Annotated in this window: 25 protein-coding genes, 1 tRNA gene and 1 pseudogene; 11 read left to right on the top strand and 16 right to left on the bottom strand. The window is 35.2% G+C overall.

Translation table 11 applies throughout. The features are described 5' to 3' along the window. Positions 1 to 18 precede the first annotated feature (18 nt). From B11cv2_RS00375 to lpxK, 4 genes are all read left to right on the top strand, one after another. Positions 19 to 264, top strand: a complete 246-nt coding sequence (locus B11cv2_RS00375; protein ID WP_100692840.1) for a DUF4170 domain-containing protein — start codon at positions 19 to 21, stop codon at positions 262 to 264. A gap of 75 nt (positions 265 to 339) precedes the next feature. Further along, positions 340 to 1,095, top strand: a complete 756-nt coding sequence (locus B11cv2_RS00380; RefSeq protein WP_100692841.1) for a lysophospholipid acyltransferase family protein — start codon at positions 340 to 342, stop codon at positions 1,093 to 1,095. Positions 1,096 to 1,105: 10 nt separating this feature from the next. Then, a complete protein-coding gene (gene waaA / locus B11cv2_RS00385; protein ID WP_100693913.1) occupies positions 1,106 to 2,416 on the top strand; it encodes a lipid IV(A) 3-deoxy-D-manno-octulosonic acid transferase in 1,311 nt (436 codons plus the stop codon). A gap of 2 nt (positions 2,417 to 2,418) precedes the next feature. Beyond that, positions 2,419 to 3,441 (top strand): tetraacyldisaccharide 4'-kinase, encoded by a 1,023-nt coding sequence (gene lpxK, locus B11cv2_RS00390; RefSeq protein WP_100692842.1) that lies wholly within the window; start codon positions 2,419 to 2,421, stop codon positions 3,439 to 3,441. A 44-nt stretch (positions 3,442 to 3,485) separates the two neighbouring features. Here lpxK and B11cv2_RS00395 read toward each other — a convergent pair whose 3' ends face one another. Both B11cv2_RS00395 and mutL read right to left on the bottom strand, forming a co-directional pair. After that, on the bottom strand, positions 3,486 to 3,719 hold the full coding sequence (locus B11cv2_RS00395; RefSeq protein WP_035005667.1) for a DUF2093 domain-containing protein: 234 nt from the start codon (positions 3,717 to 3,719) through the stop codon (positions 3,486 to 3,488). Positions 3,720 to 3,837: 118 nt separating this feature from the next. Continuing rightward, positions 3,838 to 5,676 (bottom strand): DNA mismatch repair endonuclease MutL, encoded by a 1,839-nt coding sequence (mutL, locus tag B11cv2_RS00400; RefSeq protein ID WP_100692843.1) that lies wholly within the window; start codon positions 5,674 to 5,676, stop codon positions 3,838 to 3,840. A 326-nt stretch (positions 5,677 to 6,002) separates the two neighbouring features. Between mutL and B11cv2_RS00405 the strand changes: the two genes are divergently transcribed. Together B11cv2_RS00405 and lldD are read left to right on the top strand one after the other, a co-directional pair. After that, positions 6,003 to 7,091, top strand: coding sequence for a 2'-deoxycytidine 5'-triphosphate deaminase (locus B11cv2_RS00405; RefSeq protein WP_100692844.1), 1,089 nt, complete (start codon positions 6,003 to 6,005; stop codon positions 7,089 to 7,091). A gap of 90 nt (positions 7,092 to 7,181) precedes the next feature. Then, positions 7,182 to 8,333, top strand: coding sequence for an FMN-dependent L-lactate dehydrogenase LldD (gene lldD / locus B11cv2_RS00410; protein WP_100692845.1), 1,152 nt, complete (start codon positions 7,182 to 7,184; stop codon positions 8,331 to 8,333). Between the two features lie 599 nt (positions 8,334 to 8,932). Here lldD and B11cv2_RS00415 read toward each other — a convergent pair. The 5 genes from B11cv2_RS00415 to B11cv2_RS00435 all read right to left on the bottom strand — a co-directional run bounded on the left by B11cv2_RS00415 (position 8,933) and on the right by B11cv2_RS00435 (position 13,245). After that, positions 8,933 to 9,487: a biotin transporter BioY gene (locus B11cv2_RS00415; RefSeq protein WP_100692846.1), complete on the bottom strand. Its 555-nt coding sequence runs from the start codon at positions 9,485 to 9,487 to the stop codon at positions 8,933 to 8,935. Between the two features lie 4 nt (positions 9,488 to 9,491). Further along, positions 9,492 to 10,115, bottom strand: a complete 624-nt coding sequence (locus tag B11cv2_RS00420; RefSeq protein WP_100692847.1) for an energy-coupling factor transporter transmembrane protein EcfT — start codon at positions 10,113 to 10,115, stop codon at positions 9,492 to 9,494. Further along, the gene (locus B11cv2_RS00425) at positions 10,112 to 10,789 is read right to left on the bottom strand and encodes an energy-coupling factor ABC transporter ATP-binding protein (RefSeq protein WP_100692848.1); all 678 of its coding nucleotides are present in this window, start codon (positions 10,787 to 10,789) and stop codon (positions 10,112 to 10,114) included. The genes B11cv2_RS00420 and B11cv2_RS00425 overlap by 4 nt, the downstream gene beginning before the upstream one ends. 37 nt (positions 10,790 to 10,826) lie before the next feature. Further along, entirely contained in the window at positions 10,827 to 12,260 is a 1,434-nt protein-coding gene (locus tag B11cv2_RS00430; protein WP_100692849.1) for an amino acid permease, read from the bottom strand. A gap of 778 nt (positions 12,261 to 13,038) precedes the next feature. After that, complete coding sequence (locus tag B11cv2_RS00435; RefSeq protein ID WP_100692850.1) at positions 13,039 to 13,245, bottom strand: SlyX family protein; 207 nt, start codon at positions 13,243 to 13,245, stop codon at positions 13,039 to 13,041. 468 nt (positions 13,246 to 13,713) lie between these two features. Between B11cv2_RS00435 and B11cv2_RS00440 the strand changes: the two genes are divergently transcribed. Further along, positions 13,714 to 13,786, top strand: a tRNA-Thr gene (locus tag B11cv2_RS00440). A gap of 100 nt (positions 13,787 to 13,886) precedes the next feature. Here the strand turns inward: B11cv2_RS00440 and ssb are convergent. Further along, positions 13,887 to 14,207, bottom strand: a pseudogene (ssb, locus tag B11cv2_RS00445) (single-stranded DNA-binding protein); the annotation flags it as partial. Between the two features lie 189 nt (positions 14,208 to 14,396). Here ssb and B11cv2_RS00450 point away from each other — a divergent pair. After that, positions 14,397 to 14,678, top strand: a complete 282-nt coding sequence (locus B11cv2_RS00450) for a type II toxin-antitoxin system RelE/ParE family toxin (protein ID WP_100692852.1) — start codon at positions 14,397 to 14,399, stop codon at positions 14,676 to 14,678. A gap of 16 nt (positions 14,679 to 14,694) precedes the next feature. After that, positions 14,695 to 14,988, top strand: coding sequence for a HigA family addiction module antitoxin (locus B11cv2_RS00455; protein ID WP_100692853.1), 294 nt, complete (start codon positions 14,695 to 14,697; stop codon positions 14,986 to 14,988). A 220-nt stretch (positions 14,989 to 15,208) separates the two neighbouring features. On the opposite strand, the gene B11cv2_RS00460 is transcribed toward B11cv2_RS00455, so the two are convergent. From B11cv2_RS00460 to B11cv2_RS00495, 8 genes are all read right to left on the bottom strand, one after another. Next, the gene (locus tag B11cv2_RS00460) at positions 15,209 to 15,634 is read right to left on the bottom strand and encodes a hypothetical protein (RefSeq protein WP_100692854.1); all 426 of its coding nucleotides are present in this window, start codon (positions 15,632 to 15,634) and stop codon (positions 15,209 to 15,211) included. Positions 15,635 to 15,796: 162 nt separating this feature from the next. Beyond that, on the bottom strand, positions 15,797 to 16,210 hold the full coding sequence (locus B11cv2_RS00465; protein ID WP_245406976.1) for a hypothetical protein: 414 nt from the start codon (positions 16,208 to 16,210) through the stop codon (positions 15,797 to 15,799). Further along, a complete protein-coding gene (locus B11cv2_RS00470) occupies positions 16,194 to 17,348 on the bottom strand; it encodes a DUF1376 domain-containing protein (RefSeq protein ID WP_100692855.1) in 1,155 nt (384 codons plus the stop codon). Before B11cv2_RS00470 ends, B11cv2_RS00465 begins: the two co-directional genes overlap by 17 nt. Further along, positions 17,338 to 17,817: a crossover junction endodeoxyribonuclease RuvC gene (locus B11cv2_RS00475; protein ID WP_100692856.1), complete on the bottom strand. Its 480-nt coding sequence runs from the start codon at positions 17,815 to 17,817 to the stop codon at positions 17,338 to 17,340. Before B11cv2_RS00475 ends, B11cv2_RS00470 begins: the two co-directional genes overlap by 11 nt. Continuing rightward, positions 17,807 to 18,139: a dATP/dGTP diphosphohydrolase domain-containing protein gene (locus B11cv2_RS00480; RefSeq protein ID WP_035006123.1), complete on the bottom strand. Its 333-nt coding sequence runs from the start codon at positions 18,137 to 18,139 to the stop codon at positions 17,807 to 17,809. Before B11cv2_RS00480 ends, B11cv2_RS00475 begins: the two co-directional genes overlap by 11 nt. A 90-nt stretch (positions 18,140 to 18,229) precedes the next feature. Then, positions 18,230 to 18,541 carry a hypothetical protein gene (locus tag B11cv2_RS00485; protein WP_245406977.1) on the bottom strand — a complete coding sequence of 104 codons (312 nt, stop codon included), beginning with the start codon at positions 18,539 to 18,541 and terminating at the stop codon, positions 18,230 to 18,232. Between the two features lie 141 nt (positions 18,542 to 18,682). Continuing rightward, positions 18,683 to 19,378, bottom strand: a complete 696-nt coding sequence (locus B11cv2_RS00490; RefSeq protein WP_199570335.1) for a hypothetical protein — start codon at positions 19,376 to 19,378, stop codon at positions 18,683 to 18,685. Between the two features lie 11 nt (positions 19,379 to 19,389). Beyond that, positions 19,390 to 19,683, bottom strand: coding sequence for a hypothetical protein (locus tag B11cv2_RS00495; RefSeq protein ID WP_148664920.1), 294 nt, complete (start codon positions 19,681 to 19,683; stop codon positions 19,390 to 19,392). 77 nt (positions 19,684 to 19,760) lie between these two features. On the opposite strand from B11cv2_RS00495, the gene B11cv2_RS00500 reads away from it, so the two are divergent. After that, complete coding sequence (locus B11cv2_RS00500) at positions 19,761 to 20,075, top strand: helix-turn-helix domain-containing protein (RefSeq protein WP_100692858.1); 315 nt, start codon at positions 19,761 to 19,763, stop codon at positions 20,073 to 20,075. A 238-nt stretch (positions 20,076 to 20,313) separates the two neighbouring features. Next, positions 20,314 to 20,694 carry a hypothetical protein gene (locus B11cv2_RS00510; RefSeq protein ID WP_100692860.1) on the top strand — a complete coding sequence of 127 codons (381 nt, stop codon included), beginning with the start codon at positions 20,314 to 20,316 and terminating at the stop codon, positions 20,692 to 20,694. The last annotated feature ends 23 nt before the right edge of the window (positions 20,695 to 20,717 follow it).

A 20,717-nucleotide genomic window follows, 5' to 3' on the forward strand; every position in this document is an offset into this window, starting at 1 on the left:
ACAATATGGAGGGTAAATATGGCTGAAGTCAACGAAAAGAGACAATTATTGCACCTTGTCTTTGGTGGAGAATTAAAAGATCTAAATGATAATCAATTTAGAGATCCCAGTAATTTGGATGTGGTTGGTATTTTTCCAGACTATCAATCAGCTCAGGAAGCATGGCGGGCAAAAGCACAAAGCAGTGTAGATAATGCATTGCAACGTTATTATGTTGTGCCTTTACATCAGTTTTTTGATTACGCAACAAGTGATGGATCATAAAGTTTAAATATTCAATTATTGTTTTTTATTTTACAAAAATACTACAAGATTGAGTTTGCTAATTTTAATGTCGTTATGAGAGAAACTTTTAACAAGAAAAAAAATGGAATTTTGAAAAAAATTTGGCGGGATAATCGTCATTCATTAATGAAAACATGGTTTGTAAAGGTTTTTGTTGTATGGATTTTAGCGAACTATCTGCGTTTTGTTTATTGGACGAATCCGCGGTTAAAATGCTCAGATGATATTAGGAAAATATATAATGCTTATAATCCTTTTATTATAACATTTTGGCATGGACGTCATATTATGGGACCTTTTTTGCGTTCTCAAGGTGAGGAAGTTATTGCTATGTTTTCTCGTTCTGCTGACGCAGAAATAAATGCACAATTAGCGCAAAAATTAGGACTTGGAATTATTCGTGGTTCAGGGGGACGCGGTAAAACCCAACACGCTCATAAAGGAGGAGCAACAGCATTGTTAACGCTTAAAAATGCTCTTAAATCTGGTAAAACAGCTGCTATGATTGCAGATATCTCGTGTGGAAAAGCACGTGAGTCGGGAAAAGGAATTATTTTATTAGCTAAATTATCTGGCCGTCCTATCATACCTTGTGTATATGCGTTTTCGCGAGAAAAAATTCTTGAAAAAACATGGGATAAAACTGCAATTCCACTTCCTTTTGGGCGTTCAATTGTTCTCGCAGGTGAAGCATTTTTTGTTCCTAAAGATGCAGATGATTCTTTGTTAGAAGAAAAACGTATACAATTAACAAGCATAATGAATCATTTGACAGATGAAGCTTACAGCTATCTCAAAACAAGGAAATAAGGGGTTTAAAATGATGGAGTTAAAGGCACGTGTGGCTCTTTCAATCTATCGGATAGTTGGCTTTTGTTTACACCCTGTGGTACCATTTTATTTGTTTTTTAGAGCGATGCGTGGGAAAGAAGAACGAGGACGACATAAGGAACGTTTAGGTAAAAGCAAAAAAGCACGTCCTCAAAGTCCGTTAATTTGGTTTCATGCGGCGAGTATTGGAGAAACAGTAGCTCTTTTACCACTGATTAATTACATTTTATCTTTAAAGATACAAGTATTATTGACCACATGTACTGTAACATCTTCTACTCTTGTTAAGAAATATTTTGGCAATCGATTAATTCATCAATATGCTCCATTAGATTTAGAATTAGCTGTGCGTCATTTTATTAGTCATTGGAAACCTGATTTGGCATTGATTTGTGAATCTGAGATTTGGCCTTTACGTATTAAAGAACTTGCTAAAATGCGCATTCCACAGATTTTGGTTAATGCCCGTATGTCGGAACAGTCTTTTAAAGCTTGGCACAAACGACTCTTTCTTGCTAAACATATTTTTAAACATATTGATGTGGCTATTGGCCAAAATGAAACAGATGTAACATATTATTATACACTTGGTGTAAAATCAGTTGCACTTTCTGGTAATCTTAAGGCTGAGGTGTGTCCGGTTGAGGATCAGGAATTACTTGCGCATTATTGTAAGGCTATCGGTAATCGTCCAGTTTGGGCAGCTGTTTCAACCCATGAAGGAGAAGAAAAAATTGCTTGTGAAGTTCATAAAATGCTCAAGAGTTATTTTCCAGATTTATTAACGATTATTGTTCCACGTCATCCTGAACGTTCAGAAGATATTATTAAAGTATGTGATCAAGAAGATTTGTGTTATGTTCTTAGAAGTAGCAATATCGTTCCAGATATAGATACAGATATTTTGTTAGGGGATACAATTGGAGAAATGGGTCTTTTTCTTCGTTTATCGAAAGTTGCTTTCATTGGTAAATCATTGTGCGATTGTGGTGGGCATAATCCATTAGAGCTCGCTTTGCTTGGAGTAGCTATTTTAACAGGGCCTCATATTGCCAATTTTCAAAGTACGTTTGAGCGATTTTTATCCTGTGATGCGGCCTATATAGTTGAAGATACAATGAAACTTGCTATCCAAGTGAATAAATTTTTAACAAATGAGACCTTGAGACAAGAGGTGATCGATAAGGCTTATGGGGTAGCAACAAGTATGGCTGGTGCACTTGAGTGTACATTAAAGGTTCTTGATCCATTTTTGCAGCCACTTGTGATACAGACAGGTTTAAGACAGTGTCAAAAATAGATATGCATATTTGTTCTCCGCGGTTTTGGTGGAAAAATAAAAGCTTTTTACGTTTTTTATTGGCACCGATTGCTGGGATTTATGGTTATTGTGCACGATTCCGTATGGAAAGAGAGCCTCTTGCTATTGATTTACCAGTTTTGTGTGTTGGAAACTTTACATTAGGTGGGGCAGGTAAAACGCCTGTTGTTATTGCTTTTTCTCAAGTGGCTAAGGAACTTGGCTTAATACCTGGCATTGTATCACGTGGTTATGGTGGAAGAGTCAAAAGAGTGCATCTCGTCGATGTTAAATGTGATAATGCGTGCGATGTTGGCGATGAGCCACTTTTGCTTGCACATCACGCTTTTGTTGCTATATCACCTGATCGTTATGCAGCAGCACAACGGCTTAAAGAAAAGGGATGTAATTTTATTTTAATGGATGATGGTTTTCAAAGCCGTCGCCTTTATATGGATTATGCGTTGCTTGTTGTGGACGCAATGCGTGGTTTTGGTAATAAAGCTGTTTTTCCAGCGGGACCTTTACGTGCACCGTTAAAAACGCAATTATCTTTCATGGACAGTGTTTTAGTCATTGGTTGTTTGGATGAGAGTGATGAGGTAGCTCTTTTTGTTTCACGCACTGGAAAACCTTTGCATTATGGGCATCTTAAATCACATATTGATGATGAAGTTGCTGGAAAATCTTTTTTAGCATTTGCAGGTATTGGCAATCCAGATAAATTTTTCAAATCCATTAAAGAAATGTCTGGTCATGTTGCGCAAGCTTATTCTTATCCTGATCATTATTTTTTTACAGCTACGGATCTAAAGAATTTGGCACGGAAGGCCAAAATTCATAATCTGTGGATAGCTACGACTGCTAAGGACTATATACGCATACAGGCTAACAATTTACATAAAATCTTAGAAAATCTTATTGTCTTTGATGTTAAAGTTGATTTTGTTCAAAGAGATTTTTGTCGTATGCTTCTTGAGGAGACTATTGCTCGTTTTAAGAAACGAAATATCACCTTTAATTGATATATTTAAAAGCATATAGATACTATTTCAGAGTTTCTTATAGGTTATTTTATGTTTTTTAGTAATTGACTAAGATATGGATTACACTCAAGTTCACGCTGATAGGATAATTCACAACTGGCATATGCTTCTTGACGCTGATGATTCCAGTATTTTAGATCATCGATAGGGATTTTTTGTCCACTAACTGCACAAATAGTATAAGTCCCATATTTAACAATTTTATAACTATTATTAAAATAGTGGATTGTTGCTTCGCATTCATTATGAGAGAACATATTTTATGCGTCCTTTCTATGTATTTATGAAAAATAATGCTGATAAAATATTACAGATATTTTATAAAGTTGAGCATAAATGAAGCAAGTAGTTTTTAGCCAAAATAGTTATGAAATTTTATTTTCTACCAAAAAGGCGTTCTATATCAGCGAGTTTAAGTTCAATATAAGTAGGACGTCCATGGTTACATGTGGCTGAATTAGGCGTTGCTTCTATTTGTCGTAAAAGTGCATTCATTTCTTCAGGATGTAAAAGACGTCCTGAACGTATTGAACTATGACAGGCCATAGTTGCTGCAACATAATCAAGCATCCCTTTTAAATTATCTATTGTATCATATTCAGTTGCTTCATCGGCAAGATCTTTAATTAAAGCTTGGATATTAATCTCTCCTAACATCGAAGGTGTTTCGTGTACAGCGATTGCGCCAATGCCAAAGGATTCAATTCCTAATCCAAATTTTTTCAAAGCATCTTTGTGAGATAAAAGGCATGTGGCATCTTCTTCAGAGAGTTCTACAATTTCAGGAATAAGTAATAATTGTGAAGGAAGTGGTTGAGAATACAGAGCATTTTTAAGCGCTTCATAAACCAGTCTCTCATGAGCAGCATGCTGGTCTACAATGACAAGACTATCTTGAGTTTGAGCGACAATATAGTTTTTATGGATTTGCGCTCTTGCTGCCCCTAAAGGATAATGTAATTCTTCTGATGTTAATGCATTAATTGTAGCGCGTGTGTCACCACTTGGTGTGCTAAGATGCTCCATAATAGGGATCGTATCTTCTTGGAAGTCAATAGAGCTGTTTATATCTAATGGTTTATGAAATATTGATGTAAGCTTTGGATCAATATGACGTGGTCGTGCATCATAAGAAAAAGATTGATGCATTTTTTCAGTTTCTAAAGGTTCTGTTCGAAACGCAGCCAACATGGCTTCGGAGTCTGTTGATGTAGGGCGAATGCCAGTTTGATGCAGTGCTTCACGGATCGCTCCAATAATTAAACCGCGAATGAGACTTGGGTCGCGAAACCGCACGTCCATTTTTGCAGGGTGTACATTAACGTCTACATCAGTGGGCGGTAAATGAATAAAAAGAATGGCTACAGCATGACGATCTCGAGCAATAACATCGGCATATGCTCCGCGGATTGCTCCCCATAGGAGTTTATCACGTACTGGACGTCCATTAACATAAGCAAATTGATGAAGGCTGTTACTGCGATTGAAAGATGGCAAACCGATAAAACCGGTTAGATGAACAGATTCACGTTTAGCATCGAGGATAAGGCTGTTTGGAGCAAATTCTTTTCCCATAATTTGTGTAATGCGTTGTAATTGCCCTTGGGTATTTTGTTCCATAGCAGGAAATTCCATGGGAGCTCGATCTATACCAGCAAGAGAAAAACGGATATGTGGGAAGGCGATTGCAATTCGTTTAATTGTATCCGTGATAGCAATTGTTTCAGAACGATCAGATTTCATAAATTTCAATCGTGCTGGTGTAACAAAAAAGAGATCACGGACTTCAACGATAGTTCCAGGATTAGCAGCAGAGGGTTTTGGTCCTTCAATTTTTCCCGCATTAACAATAATTTCAGCTGCACTATCGGAATTTTGTATTCGTGAGGTCAGTTTAAGTTTTGAAACAGAACCAATAGAGGGCAATGCTTCTCCACGAAAACCAAGAAAACAGATATTATGTACATCATCAGTAATTTTAGATGTACAATGCCGAGAAACTGCTAAAGTTAATTGATCTTCTGGGATACCACAACCATTGTCACTCACTCTTATCAGGCTTTTTCCACCATTTGCTATGACAATTTCAATACGGCTTGCTCCTGCATCAATAGCATTTTCAATGAGCTCTTTAACAACATTAGCGGGTCGTTCAATAACTTCACCTGCTGCAATTTGATTAATAATAGTTTCGCTAAGATGACGTATAATCATATCTGAATTTTAACGAGTTTTTCTCTTATTGTATAGAAACTTTCAACTATAATAACACTATTTATCAACTTTTATGCAAAAAAAAGCTGAAAATGTATTCTAAAAAATGAGTATATAGGTTGTGAGTAAAAAGTTGTCTATGATGAGTTCTAGAATTTGTCCTACGCAAGAATACTTTACCGAATGCCGTTTTATAGATTAAAATCATTTATTACGCTTGTGAACCAAGTCGTTAAATTTGAAATAAATCATTTGTTATTTTTGAAAGGGTTTGCTCCAGTTAATAATACTGATAAAAAGGGAGAAAAAGATGGAAGGCACAACATATGATGCGCATGAATGGTATTCTTGCTGATAGTGATATACATGATTTAATTAACAATGGTATGGTTAATGCCATTGACTCTCTTGATGAGAAGCAAATACAACCTGCAAGTCTTGATTTACGTTTAGGAAATAAAGCATATCGTATACGCGCTTCTTTTATGCCAGGACCTGATGCAACCGTTATTGATAAACTTGAACGATTAAAGCTGCATGAATTTGATTTACAAGATGGAGCAGTTTTAGAAACGGGTTGTGTTTATATCGTTCCTCTTTTAGAAAGTTTAGCCTTATCGAAAGTTTTGTCTGCGGTTGCTAATCCTAAAAGTTCTACGGGGCGGTTGGATGTTTTTACACGCGTGATTTCAGACTACGCTCAGGAATTTGATAAAATTTGTCTGGGTTATCATGGTCCACTTTATCTCGAAATTAGTCCACGAACATTTCCGATTTTGGTCCGTACGGGTTCACGCTTATCACAACTTCGGTTTCGTAAAGGATATAGTTATTTAAAAGAAGTTGAATTATATGCGTTGCATAAAAGTGAAATGCTTGTATCTGATGATACTCCTAATATTAACGATGGCGGTATTGGAATTTCCATTAATTTAGAAGGCCATGAAAATGGACTTATTGGATATCGGGGGAAACGTCATACTGGTGTTATCGATGTTGATAAAAGCGCTATTGCTCCCATTTTAGATTTTTGGGAACCTATTTATGATCATGGAACAAGAGAAATAGTTCTTGATCCTCATGAGTTTTATATTTTAGTGTCACGAGAGGCTATTCATGTTCCTCCCTTTTATGCTGCTGAAATGAAACCATTCGATCCCTTAGTAGGAGAGTTTAGGGTACATTATGCAGGTTTTTTTGATCCAGGATTTGGGAGTATGGCAATAAGTAGAAAAGGAGCGCGTGCAGTTTTAGAAGTAAGGAACCACGAAGTTCCGTTTATTTTAGAGCACGGACAAATCATCGGCCGTTTGGTTTATGAACATATGCTTAATCGGCCAGTGAAACTTTATGGAGATGGTATTGGTTCACATTATCAAGAACAAGGATTAAAATTATCTAAGCATTTTAAATGAGTTTAACAATATAGATTTTAAAAAATATATACAAGAGGATTTGTCGTTGAAAAAAATCTTTTTGTATTTTACTGGAGTAATGGTGTTACTATGATTATTTCGTCAACAGTTGATTATCGCGAAGCAGCAAAATGCCGCTTACCTTCTTTTCTATTTCACTACATTGATGGTGGCGCTTATGCTGAAGAAACAATGCGGCGTAATTGTACAGATCTTCAAGAACTTGCATTACGTCAACGGATTCTAAAGCAGGTTGGTGATGTTGATCTTTCAACGGAGATTTTGGGTCAAAAACTTGGTATGCCAATTGTACTTGCGCCTGTCGGGTTGACTGGTATGTATGCACGTCGTGGTGAAGTAAAAGCTGCACGTGCAGCTGTTGCGAAAGATATTCCTTTCACTTTGTCCTCAGTCTCAGTTTGTCCTATTTCAGAAGTACATGCGGCAGTTGGAAAAGAATTTTGGTTTCAACTTTATGTTCTTAAGGATCGTGGGTTTATGCGGGATGTACTGGAAAGATCGTGGGCTTCTGGTGTTCGTACGTTGGTTTTTACAGTTGATATGCCAGTTCCTGGAGCACGTTATCGTGATGCTCATTCAGGGATGTCTGGGCCTTATGCTGGATTGCGGCGTATTATACAGTCTATTTTTCACCCACATTGGGCTTGGAATGTTGGTGTTATGGGTCATCCACATGATCTTGGAAATGTTTCTACCTATCTTAAAAAGAAAACGACATTAAAAGATTATATTGGTTGGCTTGGTGCAAACTTTGACCCATCAATTAGTTGGGGTGATTTGCGATGGATTAGAGACTTTTGGAAAGGAAAAATGATTTTAAAAGGTATTCTTGATCCAGAGGATGCACGTGAAGCTGTACGATTTGGAGCTGATGGTATTGTTGTTTCCAATCACGGCGGGCGTCAGCTTGATGGGGTATTGTCAACAGCACGAGCATTGCCGAAAATTGCGGATGTTATAAAAGGCGATTTAACCATTTTAGTTGATTCTGGTATTCGTTCTGGTCTTGATGTAGTTCGTATGATAGCGCAAGGTGCGGATGCTGTTATGATTGGTCGTGCTTTTGTTTATGCGCTTGCCGCAGCAGGTGAGCAAGGTGTTACTCATCTCTTGGAGCTTTTTTCTCAAGAAATGCGTGTAGCTATGACATTAACTGGTGTACGTACAATTAAAGAAATTACACATGAGAATTTAGTTCGTCCAGAGAATCTAAAAGGGTGATCAAGATAAGAAGAGTTTAGTTTTGTAGATTGCCCAAAGTTATTTTTATTAAATACGATAAACAGTATGATATATTGTTATGTGATGTCCTTGTACTCTTATCAGTAATTTTTGATAAATTTTATAATGTGCCTTCAACACATTATGTTATGGTATTTTTGCAAATAGATCGATAATTTTTTCTATAAATTAAATCTATTCAATAAAAACAATCACTTCCACAAGATAAAAAAGATATTAATAGGTTTATGTTAATATGAAAAATACTTTATCTTCTGTAAAAAATCCTGCAACTGCTCTTAAATTGGAAAAAAATTATATAATTAGCGCTACAACAAAAATCTCAGATTATAAAGATAGTCGTGTTGTAATGGAGCATGTCAATAATTTGTTTAGGTTGTAGAAAATTAATTCTGGAATGTTGAAATTCTCATTCAAACTTTTATCCATAATTTAAAATGCGAATTCATTAATTCTAAGAATTAGAAGTCAAACGGCTTAAATAAACCATCAATATATTTTCATATGGTTTGGAAATATTTTAATCATTTTTTTCCGATCTTTAAGAATAAAACCCTTGCAGTTGATGTGAATGGCTATTACTTTTTTGAAGGAGTAATGAGTGGAACGGATTTTTTGACTGTAAGTGCAATAAATGACGCAATCAGAACTTTAAAAAAGTCACCTACCATAAATCCTAATGACATTGTTAAAGCTGTCAATGAAGGAATCTTAGAAATATAAACGATCCAAGATATTCCAAAGAGATAGACAATTCCAATTCCACCTATACTATTTATTATAACCAATTTTATAAAATTTAGTCGTCGCCAAAACAATTTAACCATAAGACCAATAAAGAATGCTGCAAATGGATAACCAATCATGTAACCACCACCAGGTCCCCAAAAAACACCAACACCTCCACGTCCACCAGCCAACAGAGGTAAACCGATAGCGATCAGAAAAAGAAAAAGTACTGATGCTGCAGCACCTCTTTTTGCTCCAAGGATAGATCCAGCTAACATTGGCCCCATAGATTGAGCAGTAATAGGAAGGCCAAGAAAAAAAGGAAGGAAAATAGGAGGAAAAAAACCTAGAACTGCATAAAGGGCGGCAAATAAAGAAATATACGTTAAATCTTTGGTTGTCACTGAATTATTTCCTTAAATACAATGAGTTATCATTAGAATCATAAGAGCGCGCATCTAATGCTTCTGCTACTTCTGATGCTATCCTTATTGTTCGAATAATTAAGGGTATTGCAAGAGCTATAATGTTTATATTAAGTCCACGCGCTTTTTGTGCTTCACATATCTCATTGAATTTTTCATTGATAACTGGAATAAATCTAATTGCCATAGATAAGGAGATACTTAATTTTGATGGATTGATACCGAAACATTGAAAGAATCTAAACCCTGCTTCAATTGAAGTTATCATATCTGAAACTTTTGTTGTGAATGAAATAAGTGATGCTAGGGAAATAAGAATAATAAAGCGTAATATAATCGAAAAACTTGTAAGCCAACTATCAAAAATAGCTTGAAAAACAAATATAAAGACTAAAAACAGCCATACTGATTTAAACTGTTTTATTATTTTGTTGAAAGGGATTTTAGCTATTTTATATAATAAAGATATAAATAATAAAAAAAGTAAAAAAGTAGATACTGATGAAACCATAAAGATAATAGTTCCACACAGGATAAGAAGTGATAATTTAATCCCTGGTCTAAGCCGGTGGATGAATGTGTCTTGAGATATATACAAACTGATCATGACATTCTTTTTATATATTCTTTGATTGCAACCGAGGGTACATCATCAACTGCTATTTCTCCTTTATCAAAAACAAGTATCCTATCAAATTCTTTTAGGAATTCCAAATCGTGTGATACAACGATAGCTGTTTGTGGTAATTCTTTAATGGCTTGTGTAACGCGGCGTTTATTTTGTAAATCAAGTGATGTTGTTGGTTCATCAAAAACGATATAGCTTGGTTTCATTGCTACCACACTTGAGATAGCAATTAATTGTTTCTGTCCACCACTTAATAAATGAATGGCATGGTTTCTGAATGCTTGGAGGTTATAATACTGTAAAACTTCATCTACTCGTTTTTTAATTTCATTCTTACTTAATTTTAAGTTTTTAAGCCCAAAAGATAAGTCTTCTTCTACCAATGGTAATACAATTTGATTATCGGGATTTTGAAAAACAAATCCTACTTTCAGTCTTATTGCTTTTGCATCATGTTTTGTATCCAATCCATCAACATTAACAGAACCCCTCGATGGAAGCTGCAAACCATTAATAAGGCGAACAAATGTACTTTTTCCAGAACCGTTTGCACCAATAATTGCAATTCGTTTTTCCGTGAGATTTACGGTAATATTTTTCAAAACACATAAATCATCAAAAATTTGCGTTACCTTATCAAATTTTATCGCCAATGTTTATTCCAATCAATTCCTTTATATGACTTTAGAATTATCGCTTGAGTTTATATCCTAATAATAAAAGTGAACACCATATAGGAATAATAATAACTGCTAAACTCATATCAGGCATTTGTGTAGGAATATAGGATTCAATAAAGCTTATTTTTATTCCTATCATTTCAAAGAGTTGGGTAATTAACCCATTTTTTCCTAAACCACTTACAAACATAATACAAAACAATAGTGCAAGAAAAAAAAGACAAAGATAATTTCCATAAGGATAGAAACCAAATGCATAAACGAAGGATTTTGCTTGACCTTTATGTGCTTTTCGAAACTTGAAATGTACAATAACAATAATAGCCCAAGTAATAGCTGCTGTTACGGTTGTAATAGCCATAATCCGCATAAAACTATTATCTGGCATAAGAACATTGATGACAATAATTGTCGCAGTACAAATTGATGAAAAAAGAATAGCAACATAAGGAACACAAGTAGCATTAAGTTTACTAAAAATATGCGGTGCATTTTTTTGCATCGCTAAGCTATAAAGTATACGACCATTTGAGTAAATGCCGCTATTATAGACTGAAATAGCAGCCATAATTACCACGAAGTTTAAAATATGGCCAGCTGCAGGGATACCTATAGTTTCAAAAATATTTACAAAAGGACTCCCGTTTTTTTTAATCATATTCCATGGGTTTATCATCATAATTACACTTATAGAACCGATATAAAAAATGATCACACGCCACATAACTTTACGAATGGCTGATGGAATTGTTTTTTGTGGATCTGATGTTTCTCCTGCGGCAATACTAATAAGCTCTGTGCCACCAAAAGAGAACATGAGTATAGAAGTAGCAAATATAACCCCCGTTGCGCCATAAGGGAAAAAACCACCATGATTCCAAAGATGGCTGATACTGGCTTGGCTTCCACTTATCCCTGTTATAATGATAAAAATTCCAAATACGATCATACCAATAACAGCAATAACTTTAATTAAAGCTAGAGCAAATTCAAATTCTCCGTAAAAACGTACATCTATAAGGTTAATCGATGTGACAAACAAGAGAACCAATAAAGACGATTTCCAGTGATCAATCAAAATCCAGTGATCAAGATAAAACCCAATAACTGTTAGTTCAGTCATACCAACAAGGATATAAAGAAACCAATAATTCCAACCTGTTATAAAACCAGCAAGACATCCCCAATACTTATAAGCAAAGAAGCTAAAAGCGCCTGAAGTTGGTTCTTCTGCTGACATTTCACCAAGTATTCGCATAATAAGATAGATAATGAATCCTCCAAGAAGATATGCTAAAATGGTTGAAGGGCCAGCTAATTGAATAGCTTCTGTTGATCCATAGAAAAGGCCTGTTCCAATAACACCTCCTAAGGCAATCATTTGAACATGACGATTTTTAAGTCTCCGTTTTAATTCATTGTGTTTTAGCTCAACATTTTTCATTATTCTGATGTATTCAACCTAATTTTTATATAAAAACAAAATACAGTTTCTACATATTTTTGTTCTAGATAAAAAATTACAATAAAAATGAATTCATGTTTATTTTCATGATAATGCGACTTTCTATTTTTTATAGCTTATATCAAATATTCTATTAAAATAATAGGAATAAGATATGTTTTGCTCTTTAGTTAAATTAATGACGCTTATTTTGTTACATTGACATATATGATAATTAGTTATTGATGGCATATGTTCTATTAGTACAATTAAGCTGGATTATTAAATCCATTTAGTGAAATATTAGCCATTTCTTTTTTTAGACAGATATTAATAGTCTCAATTAGTTTATATGTAGCATTGTGTCATTTCTTCTATCTTCAATTTATGTTATTCTAAATATTTTCCCAGCATGATTTATATTTGGCATTTTGACAATAACATTTTTATATCTTAAGTTACTAACCATAGAAATCTTTTCATAAAATTGCTTGTCAATAAGGAAAATATATTCAACATTAAAGAATTTTTTTAAGCTTTATTATATTCACTCATAGAATAATTTCTCGAGCATTTACATTTTTAAAAGATAACGGAAATTGGCTATTTTAGTAAATCGAAATTAAAGATATTTTTTACACTACATTAAAGAAAAATTATAAGAAATATAACAACGAGAATAATAATTTGATTCAATCATTAAACCAACTTTTTCATAAAACACAAAAAATACTTTATATAATTTGTGAAGGATAAGCATACTAATTTTACTATACTTTTACCAATGAGGAGGACGTTCAACAGGAATTTCGGAGGAATCTCGCTCTTCTAAATCGAGCAATCGTTTTGTTAGAGCATTTAATTTTTTAGATATTTCATCTAAACTTTTCCATTGATCAGTGACCACACAAGAAAGTTCTTCAACAAGCTTTTCTTGATGAGCTAGTTTAATCTCTAATTCTGTCATTCTATTTTCATCTGACATTGCCTTCTGACTCCATTTTAACTTTATATCTATAGGTCCAGAAATGAGGAACACTTTTATATCAAATAATTATCATACTAGTATGGCTTTGATTGTATAAAAACATAAACACTCTTATTTTTTCCATTCAAAAAATAACTTGTCAAATAATTTTTGATTCCTTGTAAAATTATTAAACACTTTTCTAAACAGAATGTTTAGCATCATTTTATTACACAAAAAAATTTTACTTTCAGTCCTACTTTTGAAATTAGATATGATTATAAATTGAAGAAATATTTAATTCATTTTTAAACAACAAAAACTCAAGAAATGTAGCTTTAATCCTTTTGCTTATAAGGATCTATTGTTTTATTTTAGTAACTGTTGCATTTATGAATTATTGAAAAAATTACCTGCTTGCTTTTATATATACTTTTAGTTATTACCCTCGAATTAGCCTTTAGTTTTAAATAATAACAGGTTTATGCCGTATTAGCTCAGTTGGTAGAGCACATCATTCGTAATGATGGGGTCGCTGGTTCGAATCCGGCATGCGGCACCGTCATTTCTTTAAAAATTGAAATACAATATTTTTCCTTTAATTCGCTATTTTAGGGCTATTTTTTGCAATTTATACAATTTTACATAATTTATGCTTATTTGCTCTTGTACTGAGGCAGAATAATTTCTGTTGTGGAATGATCTTGTCCCTTTTTATCTTGCCATTTGCGGGTTTGGAGCTGTCCTTCAAGGTAAATTTTACTTCCTTTGTTAAGATATTGGAGAGCTATCTTTGCCAGCTGAGGATTAAAAATCACCACAGAATGCCACTCGGTTTTTTTTATTTTCTGATGGGTTTCTTTGTCTGTATAGCTTTGAGAAGTTGCCAACTGAAAATTCACAATCTCTGCACCAGAAGGCATCATTTTTCCTTCGGGATCAGCCCCAAGGTACCCGATTAATGTCACTTTATTGAGCATATTTTTATTAACCTTAAACTTGTCTTTTATAGATATAAGATCTTAACATGATTTGCTTATTTTTTCAATTATTTCAATGATATATTATTATAATTTAACATATTAAATTATGGTCAACATGACTCATTAATAAATAATTGATTGACATAAATGCATGGTGTATCGTATCAAGTAACAAAGGGGTAATATATGGCAATCGTTAGTTTTAAGCATAAAGGTTTGAAGTTATTCTTCGAAAGAGGAATTGTTAAAGGAATACAACCTGCACATGCGAAAAAACTGGCAAATATTTTGGTAATTTTAGATACAATATCTACACCCGAACAAGTAACGATTAAGTCATATCGTTTACATGAACTTACTGGCGACTTAAAGGGTTATTGGTCTATGCGTGTCAATGCAAATTGGCGTGTTACTTTTCGTTTTATTGGAACAGATGTTGAACTTGTTGATTACCAAGACTATCATTAATGTTTGAGGTGTTATCATGATGTACAATCCCCCACACCCTGGTGGTATTTTAAAAGAAGAATTGCTTGATGAATTAGGGTTAACAGTAACAGAGGCTGCAAATCATCTCAATATTGCACGTTTAACTCTATCGCGTGTTTTAAATTGTCGTGCAGCAATCAGTATTAACCTTGCTTTACGCTTAGAAAAAGCGGGTTTAAATGATGCAGAATTTTGGCTTAAACTACAACAAAAGCATGATTTATGGCAAGCACGGCAGAACAATCCACTCCCTAATGTTTTATCCTTAGAACAAGCTGGGCATCTTTAGAAAAAGTTTAATGACAAATTTTGACCTCTTTCTCTTTAAAAACTGAGCGAAAATGCGCGATTTTTATACCGAAAAACATCATCTCCCCCCTGAAAAGTCTATTATTACAGGATTTCCTATCCGTTTGAAGTTTTCTAATTCAAATGAATTAAATATCATTATGTCCCCCACAACACGCTCAAAACCAAGCCTTATAACATCAATAAGGCTGTTTTCCTTATTATTTCTTAAACTTTTTATCCAGTGCTTTCTTTATTTCCTCCTCCATTTCTTTCAACATGGGTTCATCGTCTTGATCGTACATCATCACCTTCGCTGAATACTGCTGAATTTCTTTGTTCACTTCACTTATGAGAGGCTCAACATTCAAAATAGTCTGGGGCACATTTCCTCCATAAAGCCACGCTTTTACCTGCGCTTTGGTACTGTAATCGGTATTCTCAGGCATGTCATGATATTGCCCCCCATCAAACTTTTCATACTCCCTTGTCCCATCATCATACTCATACAGATTGTAAAAACGCTCAGCGACTCCAAGCCCCCATGGAACATGACCAACAGCTGTTGCTATGAACTTTTTCTTCTTCACAGGCTGTTGATTTTTTGCTAAGAAGAATTGTTTGAAACTGAGTATGTTTTCTCTCATTTTTGCTCTATCCTTTCTTTGTCTCAAATTTGATCACACAGCGCGTTTTGTATCTGCAATGTGGAATTCATCAAAAAACTATCAAATCTCTCTCTATGGTACGTTTCTGTCGATTTAAACGCATGTCAAATCACAAAACAATCAGTAAACTTCACTATTTTGCTAACCTGCAATGTTTTTCACTGTTCTCCCAAGACCATTTAAAGTTTCTTCAAGCTTTTGCTTCTGAACAAGCGTTAGTGGTCTAAAATGCTCTTTCGCTGTTTTTTCTTGGACTGCTTTCTCACGTGTATTTTCAATTGCTCTACGTACACTTTCGGCTTTCGAAAGAAGAGTATTTTCTACTGTCTGGCAATAAGCTAAAAGCTCTCCACAAGTTGGCATAAATGTTTTTGATATCCCAATTGCTTGACCAACCACGATATCTTCGACCCCCTTTTTCAGAGCGTATGATGAAATGCGGTCCAGCATCATGCCGTAGGATAAAACCACGGCTTTAGCATCTGTATTCGCAGGGACTCTCATGCTTGAGAGTAGGAAAGAAGCTTGCTCAATTTGCTTAACTGAAGCTTTCACAGAGAGCAACGCTTGTAGACGATTGCAAGAATCTAAGGCTTGCTCCTCCTCCTGTTTCGTCAATGAATTCCCAGCTTTCAGCATCAATGGGTACCCCGGACTGATCATTTCCGTAATCTTCTCTAGATGAGAGATGATCTCTGAGTTCGTTGAAGCCTTCTGCAAGTTGTTCTGTGAAAGTTTTCTGAGTGAGTTTGCCATAATGATCACCTAACCGTTTTTCCTTTTTCAAATCTTCCTTTTTCTTAGCTAGCAATCCATACCTAGGATTGGTAACCCAATTGTACCAAGTCCTTTGCCAATCGCGGTGCTTAGCTTTTGAACATGGATTAGCTTTCCAAAAATTAGTAAATCGTTCAACTTCTAACAGCGCCTCGTCATGCGTTAAGCCTTTATCAATTGCGTATTGCAAATTAGGTTCAAAATCCTCAGGCAAGCTTACGAGAGGTTTTTTAGTTTTGCTCCGCTTAGCTTCTTTAGGAGTGTTTTCTTGCTCGTGAATGGGAGGTTGGTTTTCTACAGCCGTTGCGTTTTGTTCTGATGAGCTCTGGAGAGCATCGACCTCTGTTGGCTCTTCAATCAAATCGTTCGTTTCTAAATTTTCAGAACAAATTTCTTTTTTTGCTAATACGATAGTATTAGTTTTTTTATTATATATGTTATTGTTATTGTTAATAGCATCATTAAGCATTGCTTTAGCATCATTAAGCATATGCTTAGCATCCTTAAGCATCGTTTTAGCATCATGCTTAGCATCTTGATCATCACTAATTGTTTTTTCTTGATGATGTCTTGCCCATTTTGCTTGCGCTGCCTTCTGTGCTCTCTCTGAAAACTTATTTAAATTTTCGTTTGAGTTATTGAGTTCTTCCTCAACATCTGAACTCCATAAACGACCATCTTCTAAACAAATGATGTGTCCAGATCTAAATAAATAATCTAACGCCTTTTCAAATCTTTTTACTGTACAACATGTAAAATGAGATAATATTCGTGAATCATTCAAAAGAGGTTCACGTGTGTGTAACATTCTTACCCGCAACTTCACATAAACATTGACTTCCATAGGTGGTAAATCAGAGAGCTTAAATAGCCACTGGTCTGTATTAAGTCTCGTCCAAGGTATTTTACTGGACATGTATTTCCCCTTCTTTCCTTAAATATAAAATTGCCAAAGCATCTGCTTCATTATCATCACAAGGCGCATGCCCTTTGGCACACACCGCCTTAATCATTTCTTCTTTCGAGGCATTCCCTTTCCCTGTTGTCTCTTTCTTAATCGTACTAACAGGGATCCCTTCATACGGGATCTGATAATACTCACACCATGCTGTTAAGGTTGCTAACAAGCCACCATAAACATGTGCGGCATCTGTCCCTATATGACGGCGGACTTCTTCAAAATACACCGCATCAATTCTCCCTGCTGTCAGCTTAATTTCATTAAGCCATTGCTTAAAACGCAAATAACGCATCCCACCCCCTTCAAAACGACGGGGTTGGAAATTCATAACACCACTGATAATGTGACCATCAGCACCACAAATCGCCCAACCCGTCTTCGTCCCTAGATCAAAACAGAGAATCGTTTGTGCCTTAATGGTCATGATACTTTTGCCTTTCTTTGGGACGATTATCACAACCAATCTGTTGTGCTTCAAACTCCATGAGGAAAAGAAGACAGCAAACGGCATGAGCCAAGTGTGGCAATCCGCTTTCAAGATCTTTATCTTCTCCACCAAACCAAGCTAATAAATGACGTAAAGCAGCTCCATACAAACGGCTCCAATTCATGCCATGAAGCCAATTACTCGCACCGTACTTATTTGCCCCAAACTCTAAAACACGGCCAACCTCAAGCAATGTAAGCGGTGGAATAAGATCAACACGCGGTTTACCACTATCATTCTTATCGGCTTCAAAAGCCATGATTATCCCCCCTTAAGGTTGTTACCTATTTGTGCGTGCGTCATAGCAGAGCGCATAATCATATGCTTTCGCTTAAAGAAGTAGATTAACTTAATTCAGAAATCTTTTTTTCTGATTTGCAGATGCACGCATTTCTGCAGATGCATTCCGTAAACTATCTATGAAACGTTTTTTAAAACCATATACATCACCAGATGCCTTTATAGACAATGATGGACCTAAAGCACTTTTAGCTATTAAATTATCATTTTCATCAAGAGAAAAATCCCAGTCAGAATCGCTAAAAACAATTGTGCTGCCATCTGGAAAATGCATTTCTTTTGTTAAATCCTCTAAAATGCAAAAAGTATAAGATAAGTTTTGTATTTTTTTACGAAAGACATAAAAACCAACAAGAAACATGGCTACATTGACTTATAAAAAACACAATCATTGCTGCCAAACCGTAATCCATCTTTATTTCCTTTCTTCATAATGTAATTGCTGCATATCTTTTTTGGATTTTGTCATTGGATGATTATCCCCCCTAAGACTATAACGTGCTTATATTATGTGTGGCGCCATATCGCGTGTATTAACGCAATTACAGCAATTACACATATAAACTTTTTCATTATCGCGAAAATCTGCATAGTCATCTACATCGGCATTGCCATAAATCTCGGCATCACCACGTATCGTAGCATGACCATAGACTAAAGCTTTGTCATAAACTTTCGCTTGATCGAAAATCTCTGCATGATCATAAACCTTAGCCCGACCGTAAACACGCGCTAAGTCATAAACTTTCGCATTCCCATATACACGAGCTTGACCGTAAACCTCGGCTTGACCGTAAACAAGTGCACCAGCCACCTTCGCATTACCGTAAATCTTGGCTTGGTCGTAGACATAGGCACCACCAAAAATCTCTGCACAATCATAAACCTGCGCATTACTAAAAACTCTAGCCTCGTTACCAACACGTGCATCTCCAGAAATCTTGGCATTTCCAAAAACAAAACCAGCTTCAAAAGAATAATAGCCATCACGACTATCTGCACTTACCCAACAATTACCTTCATGGCTTAAATTACCTTCATGCTCTATAAAACCACCTAAATCCCCTGCTTTCACATCACCAAAATCTCTTAATGCACGGATACGAAAAAGCGCTACTGTCTTATGCAAAGACTGTTCATCTGGATAAAGAAATGTCACACTCTTACGCACAAACTCATATTTCTTTCTTACTGACATTATCATGCTCCCTAAAGTCTTTGCATATCGTTCCACTTACACTCATCTCTGCAATCAGAAAAATCATCGCAAAATGTAGATCGCGAGAGATCTTGATTTGTAACGCTAGGGCGTATATTATTTGGGTAGTATTTCATAAATGTACGAATGCGCATTTCCGTCTCAGGCCATATGCGTCCACCTTGTCGCAGCCGTGAAACTAGGCGACCATTTTTTATTGATTTGAAACCGAAAGTATACGGAGACATTTTGTTATTAGTTAAAAACGACTCTATATCTTTTATGAGAGCAGAATGGCGCATCATATTTTTTGCAGTCCTCATTACGTAACAATCTTTTAACGTAAAGATAACGCAAAAGCGTTAAAGTGTAAAGGTGTAAAATGGAAAAAATTGAAAAAGATTGGTTCCAGCGCTTAATTGAGCTAATAAAAAATGATGGACGCACAATGACTGAAATAAGCAAAGCCGCAGGCTGTGGACAAAACTATGTACAGCAAATGGTAAATGGAGGAAAAAGGCCTTCTGTAGATAAGTTCATAGCTATTCTCAATACTCTCGGAAATACTAGTGCTATATACGTAATAACTGGATTTAATATTTCTGAAGAAGATATAAAGCTTATTACTTGGGCTTCATCTGGAGACAAGAAAAAGCTTGAGGCTTTAAATTTTTTATTGACGGAGAAACACAAGTAATATCTTCTATTATCCCTAATATCTCTTGTTTTTGTGCTGTCGATAACGTTTCCCATTTTACTATAATACTAGGTAAAATTATTTCTAAATTTTTAGAATTCTTCACGTTCCACCTCTACGTTTTTGAATAAAATAACGCTATAGCGGTTTTTTTAATTGACATAAACGCTAAAGCGTTCTATACATACCCTATAAACTACAAACAAACAACAGCTGCAAGGCATTAGAGGGGGTAGATATGAAAAAGCCGATTTTTATTAATCCAGATGAAATTCTTTTAGTCATGTGCACGAATGAAAATGAAAACACTGCACGGTCTGGACCTTTTTATGATGAAACCGAAGTCTTAAACTTTTTATCTGGCATTGAGGATGTGGAAAGAATTATTCGTGTCGAACTCTCAACAAATCGATGGGAAGATATTTCTGAAGAAATTGCTGAGGCATATGTCAAAGAAAATGCAGAGAGCTGCTTTTATGAAATGATTGAACATCCTTTTGTAGAATACAGCGATGCTTATGAGGCTTTTAGAAAAGATCTAGAAGATCAAAAAATTGATGATGAAATCTACGGCACTTATGAAGAGCAACACCGTCTCAGACTTTCTGATGTGCTTTAAAAAGGCACAAAGCTCTCTTTACA

Source organism: Bartonella sp. 1-1C, assembly GCF_002810325.1.
GTDB classification, from domain to species: Bacteria; Pseudomonadota; Alphaproteobacteria; order Rhizobiales; family Rhizobiaceae; genus Bartonella; species Bartonella rochalimae.

Bases quoted from the DNA above. Each gene is read 5' to 3' on its own strand.
- B11cv2_RS00375 (WP_100692840.1), top strand. From the start codon at position 19: ATGGCTGAAGTCAACGAAAAGAGACAATTATTGCACCTTGTCTTTGGT.
- B11cv2_RS00380 (WP_100692841.1), top strand. From the start codon at position 340: ATGAGAGAAACTTTTAACAAGAAAAAAAATGGAATTTTGAAAAAAATT.
- waaA (WP_100693913.1), top strand. From the start codon at position 1,106: ATGATGGAGTTAAAGGCACGTGTGGCTCTTTCAATCTATCGGATAGTT.
- lpxK (WP_100692842.1), top strand. From the start codon at position 2,419: ATGCATATTTGTTCTCCGCGGTTTTGGTGGAAAAATAAAAGCTTTTTA.
- B11cv2_RS00395 (WP_035005667.1), bottom strand. From the start codon at position 3,719: ATGTTCTCTCATAATGAATGCGAAGCAACAATCCACTATTTTAATAAT.
- mutL (WP_100692843.1), bottom strand. From the start codon at position 5,676: ATGATTATACGTCATCTTAGCGAAACTATTATTAATCAAATTGCAGCA.
- B11cv2_RS00405 (WP_100692844.1), top strand. From the start codon at position 6,003: ATGATGCGCATGAATGGTATTCTTGCTGATAGTGATATACATGATTTA.
- lldD (WP_100692845.1), top strand. From the start codon at position 7,182: ATGATTATTTCGTCAACAGTTGATTATCGCGAAGCAGCAAAATGCCGC.
- B11cv2_RS00420 (WP_100692847.1), bottom strand. From the start codon at position 10,115: ATGATCAGTTTGTATATATCTCAAGACACATTCATCCACCGGCTTAGA.
- B11cv2_RS00430 (WP_100692849.1), bottom strand. From the start codon at position 12,260: ATGAAAAATGTTGAGCTAAAACACAATGAATTAAAACGGAGACTTAAA.
- B11cv2_RS00435 (WP_100692850.1), bottom strand. From the start codon at position 13,245: ATGTCAGATGAAAATAGAATGACAGAATTAGAGATTAAACTAGCTCAT.
- B11cv2_RS00450 (WP_100692852.1), top strand. From the start codon at position 14,397: ATGGCAATCGTTAGTTTTAAGCATAAAGGTTTGAAGTTATTCTTCGAA.
- B11cv2_RS00455 (WP_100692853.1), top strand. From the start codon at position 14,695: ATGATGTACAATCCCCCACACCCTGGTGGTATTTTAAAAGAAGAATTG.
- B11cv2_RS00460 (WP_100692854.1), bottom strand. From the start codon at position 15,634: ATGAGAGAAAACATACTCAGTTTCAAACAATTCTTCTTAGCAAAAAAT.
- B11cv2_RS00470 (WP_100692855.1), bottom strand. From the start codon at position 17,348: ATGTCCAGTAAAATACCTTGGACGAGACTTAATACAGACCAGTGGCTA.
- B11cv2_RS00475 (WP_100692856.1), bottom strand. From the start codon at position 17,817: ATGACCATTAAGGCACAAACGATTCTCTGTTTTGATCTAGGGACGAAG.
- B11cv2_RS00480 (WP_035006123.1), bottom strand. From the start codon at position 18,139: ATGGCTTTTGAAGCCGATAAGAATGATAGTGGTAAACCGCGTGTTGAT.
- B11cv2_RS00485 (WP_245406977.1), bottom strand. From the start codon at position 18,541: ATGTTTCTTGTTGGTTTTTATGTCTTTCGTAAAAAAATACAAAACTTA.
- B11cv2_RS00490 (WP_199570335.1), bottom strand. From the start codon at position 19,378: ATGTCAGTAAGAAAGAAATATGAGTTTGTGCGTAAGAGTGTGACATTT.
- B11cv2_RS00495 (WP_148664920.1), bottom strand. From the start codon at position 19,683: ATGATGCGCCATTCTGCTCTCATAAAAGATATAGAGTCGTTTTTAACT.
- B11cv2_RS00500 (WP_100692858.1), top strand. From the start codon at position 19,761: ATGGAAAAAATTGAAAAAGATTGGTTCCAGCGCTTAATTGAGCTAATA.
- B11cv2_RS00510 (WP_100692860.1), top strand. From the start codon at position 20,314: ATGAAAAAGCCGATTTTTATTAATCCAGATGAAATTCTTTTAGTCATG.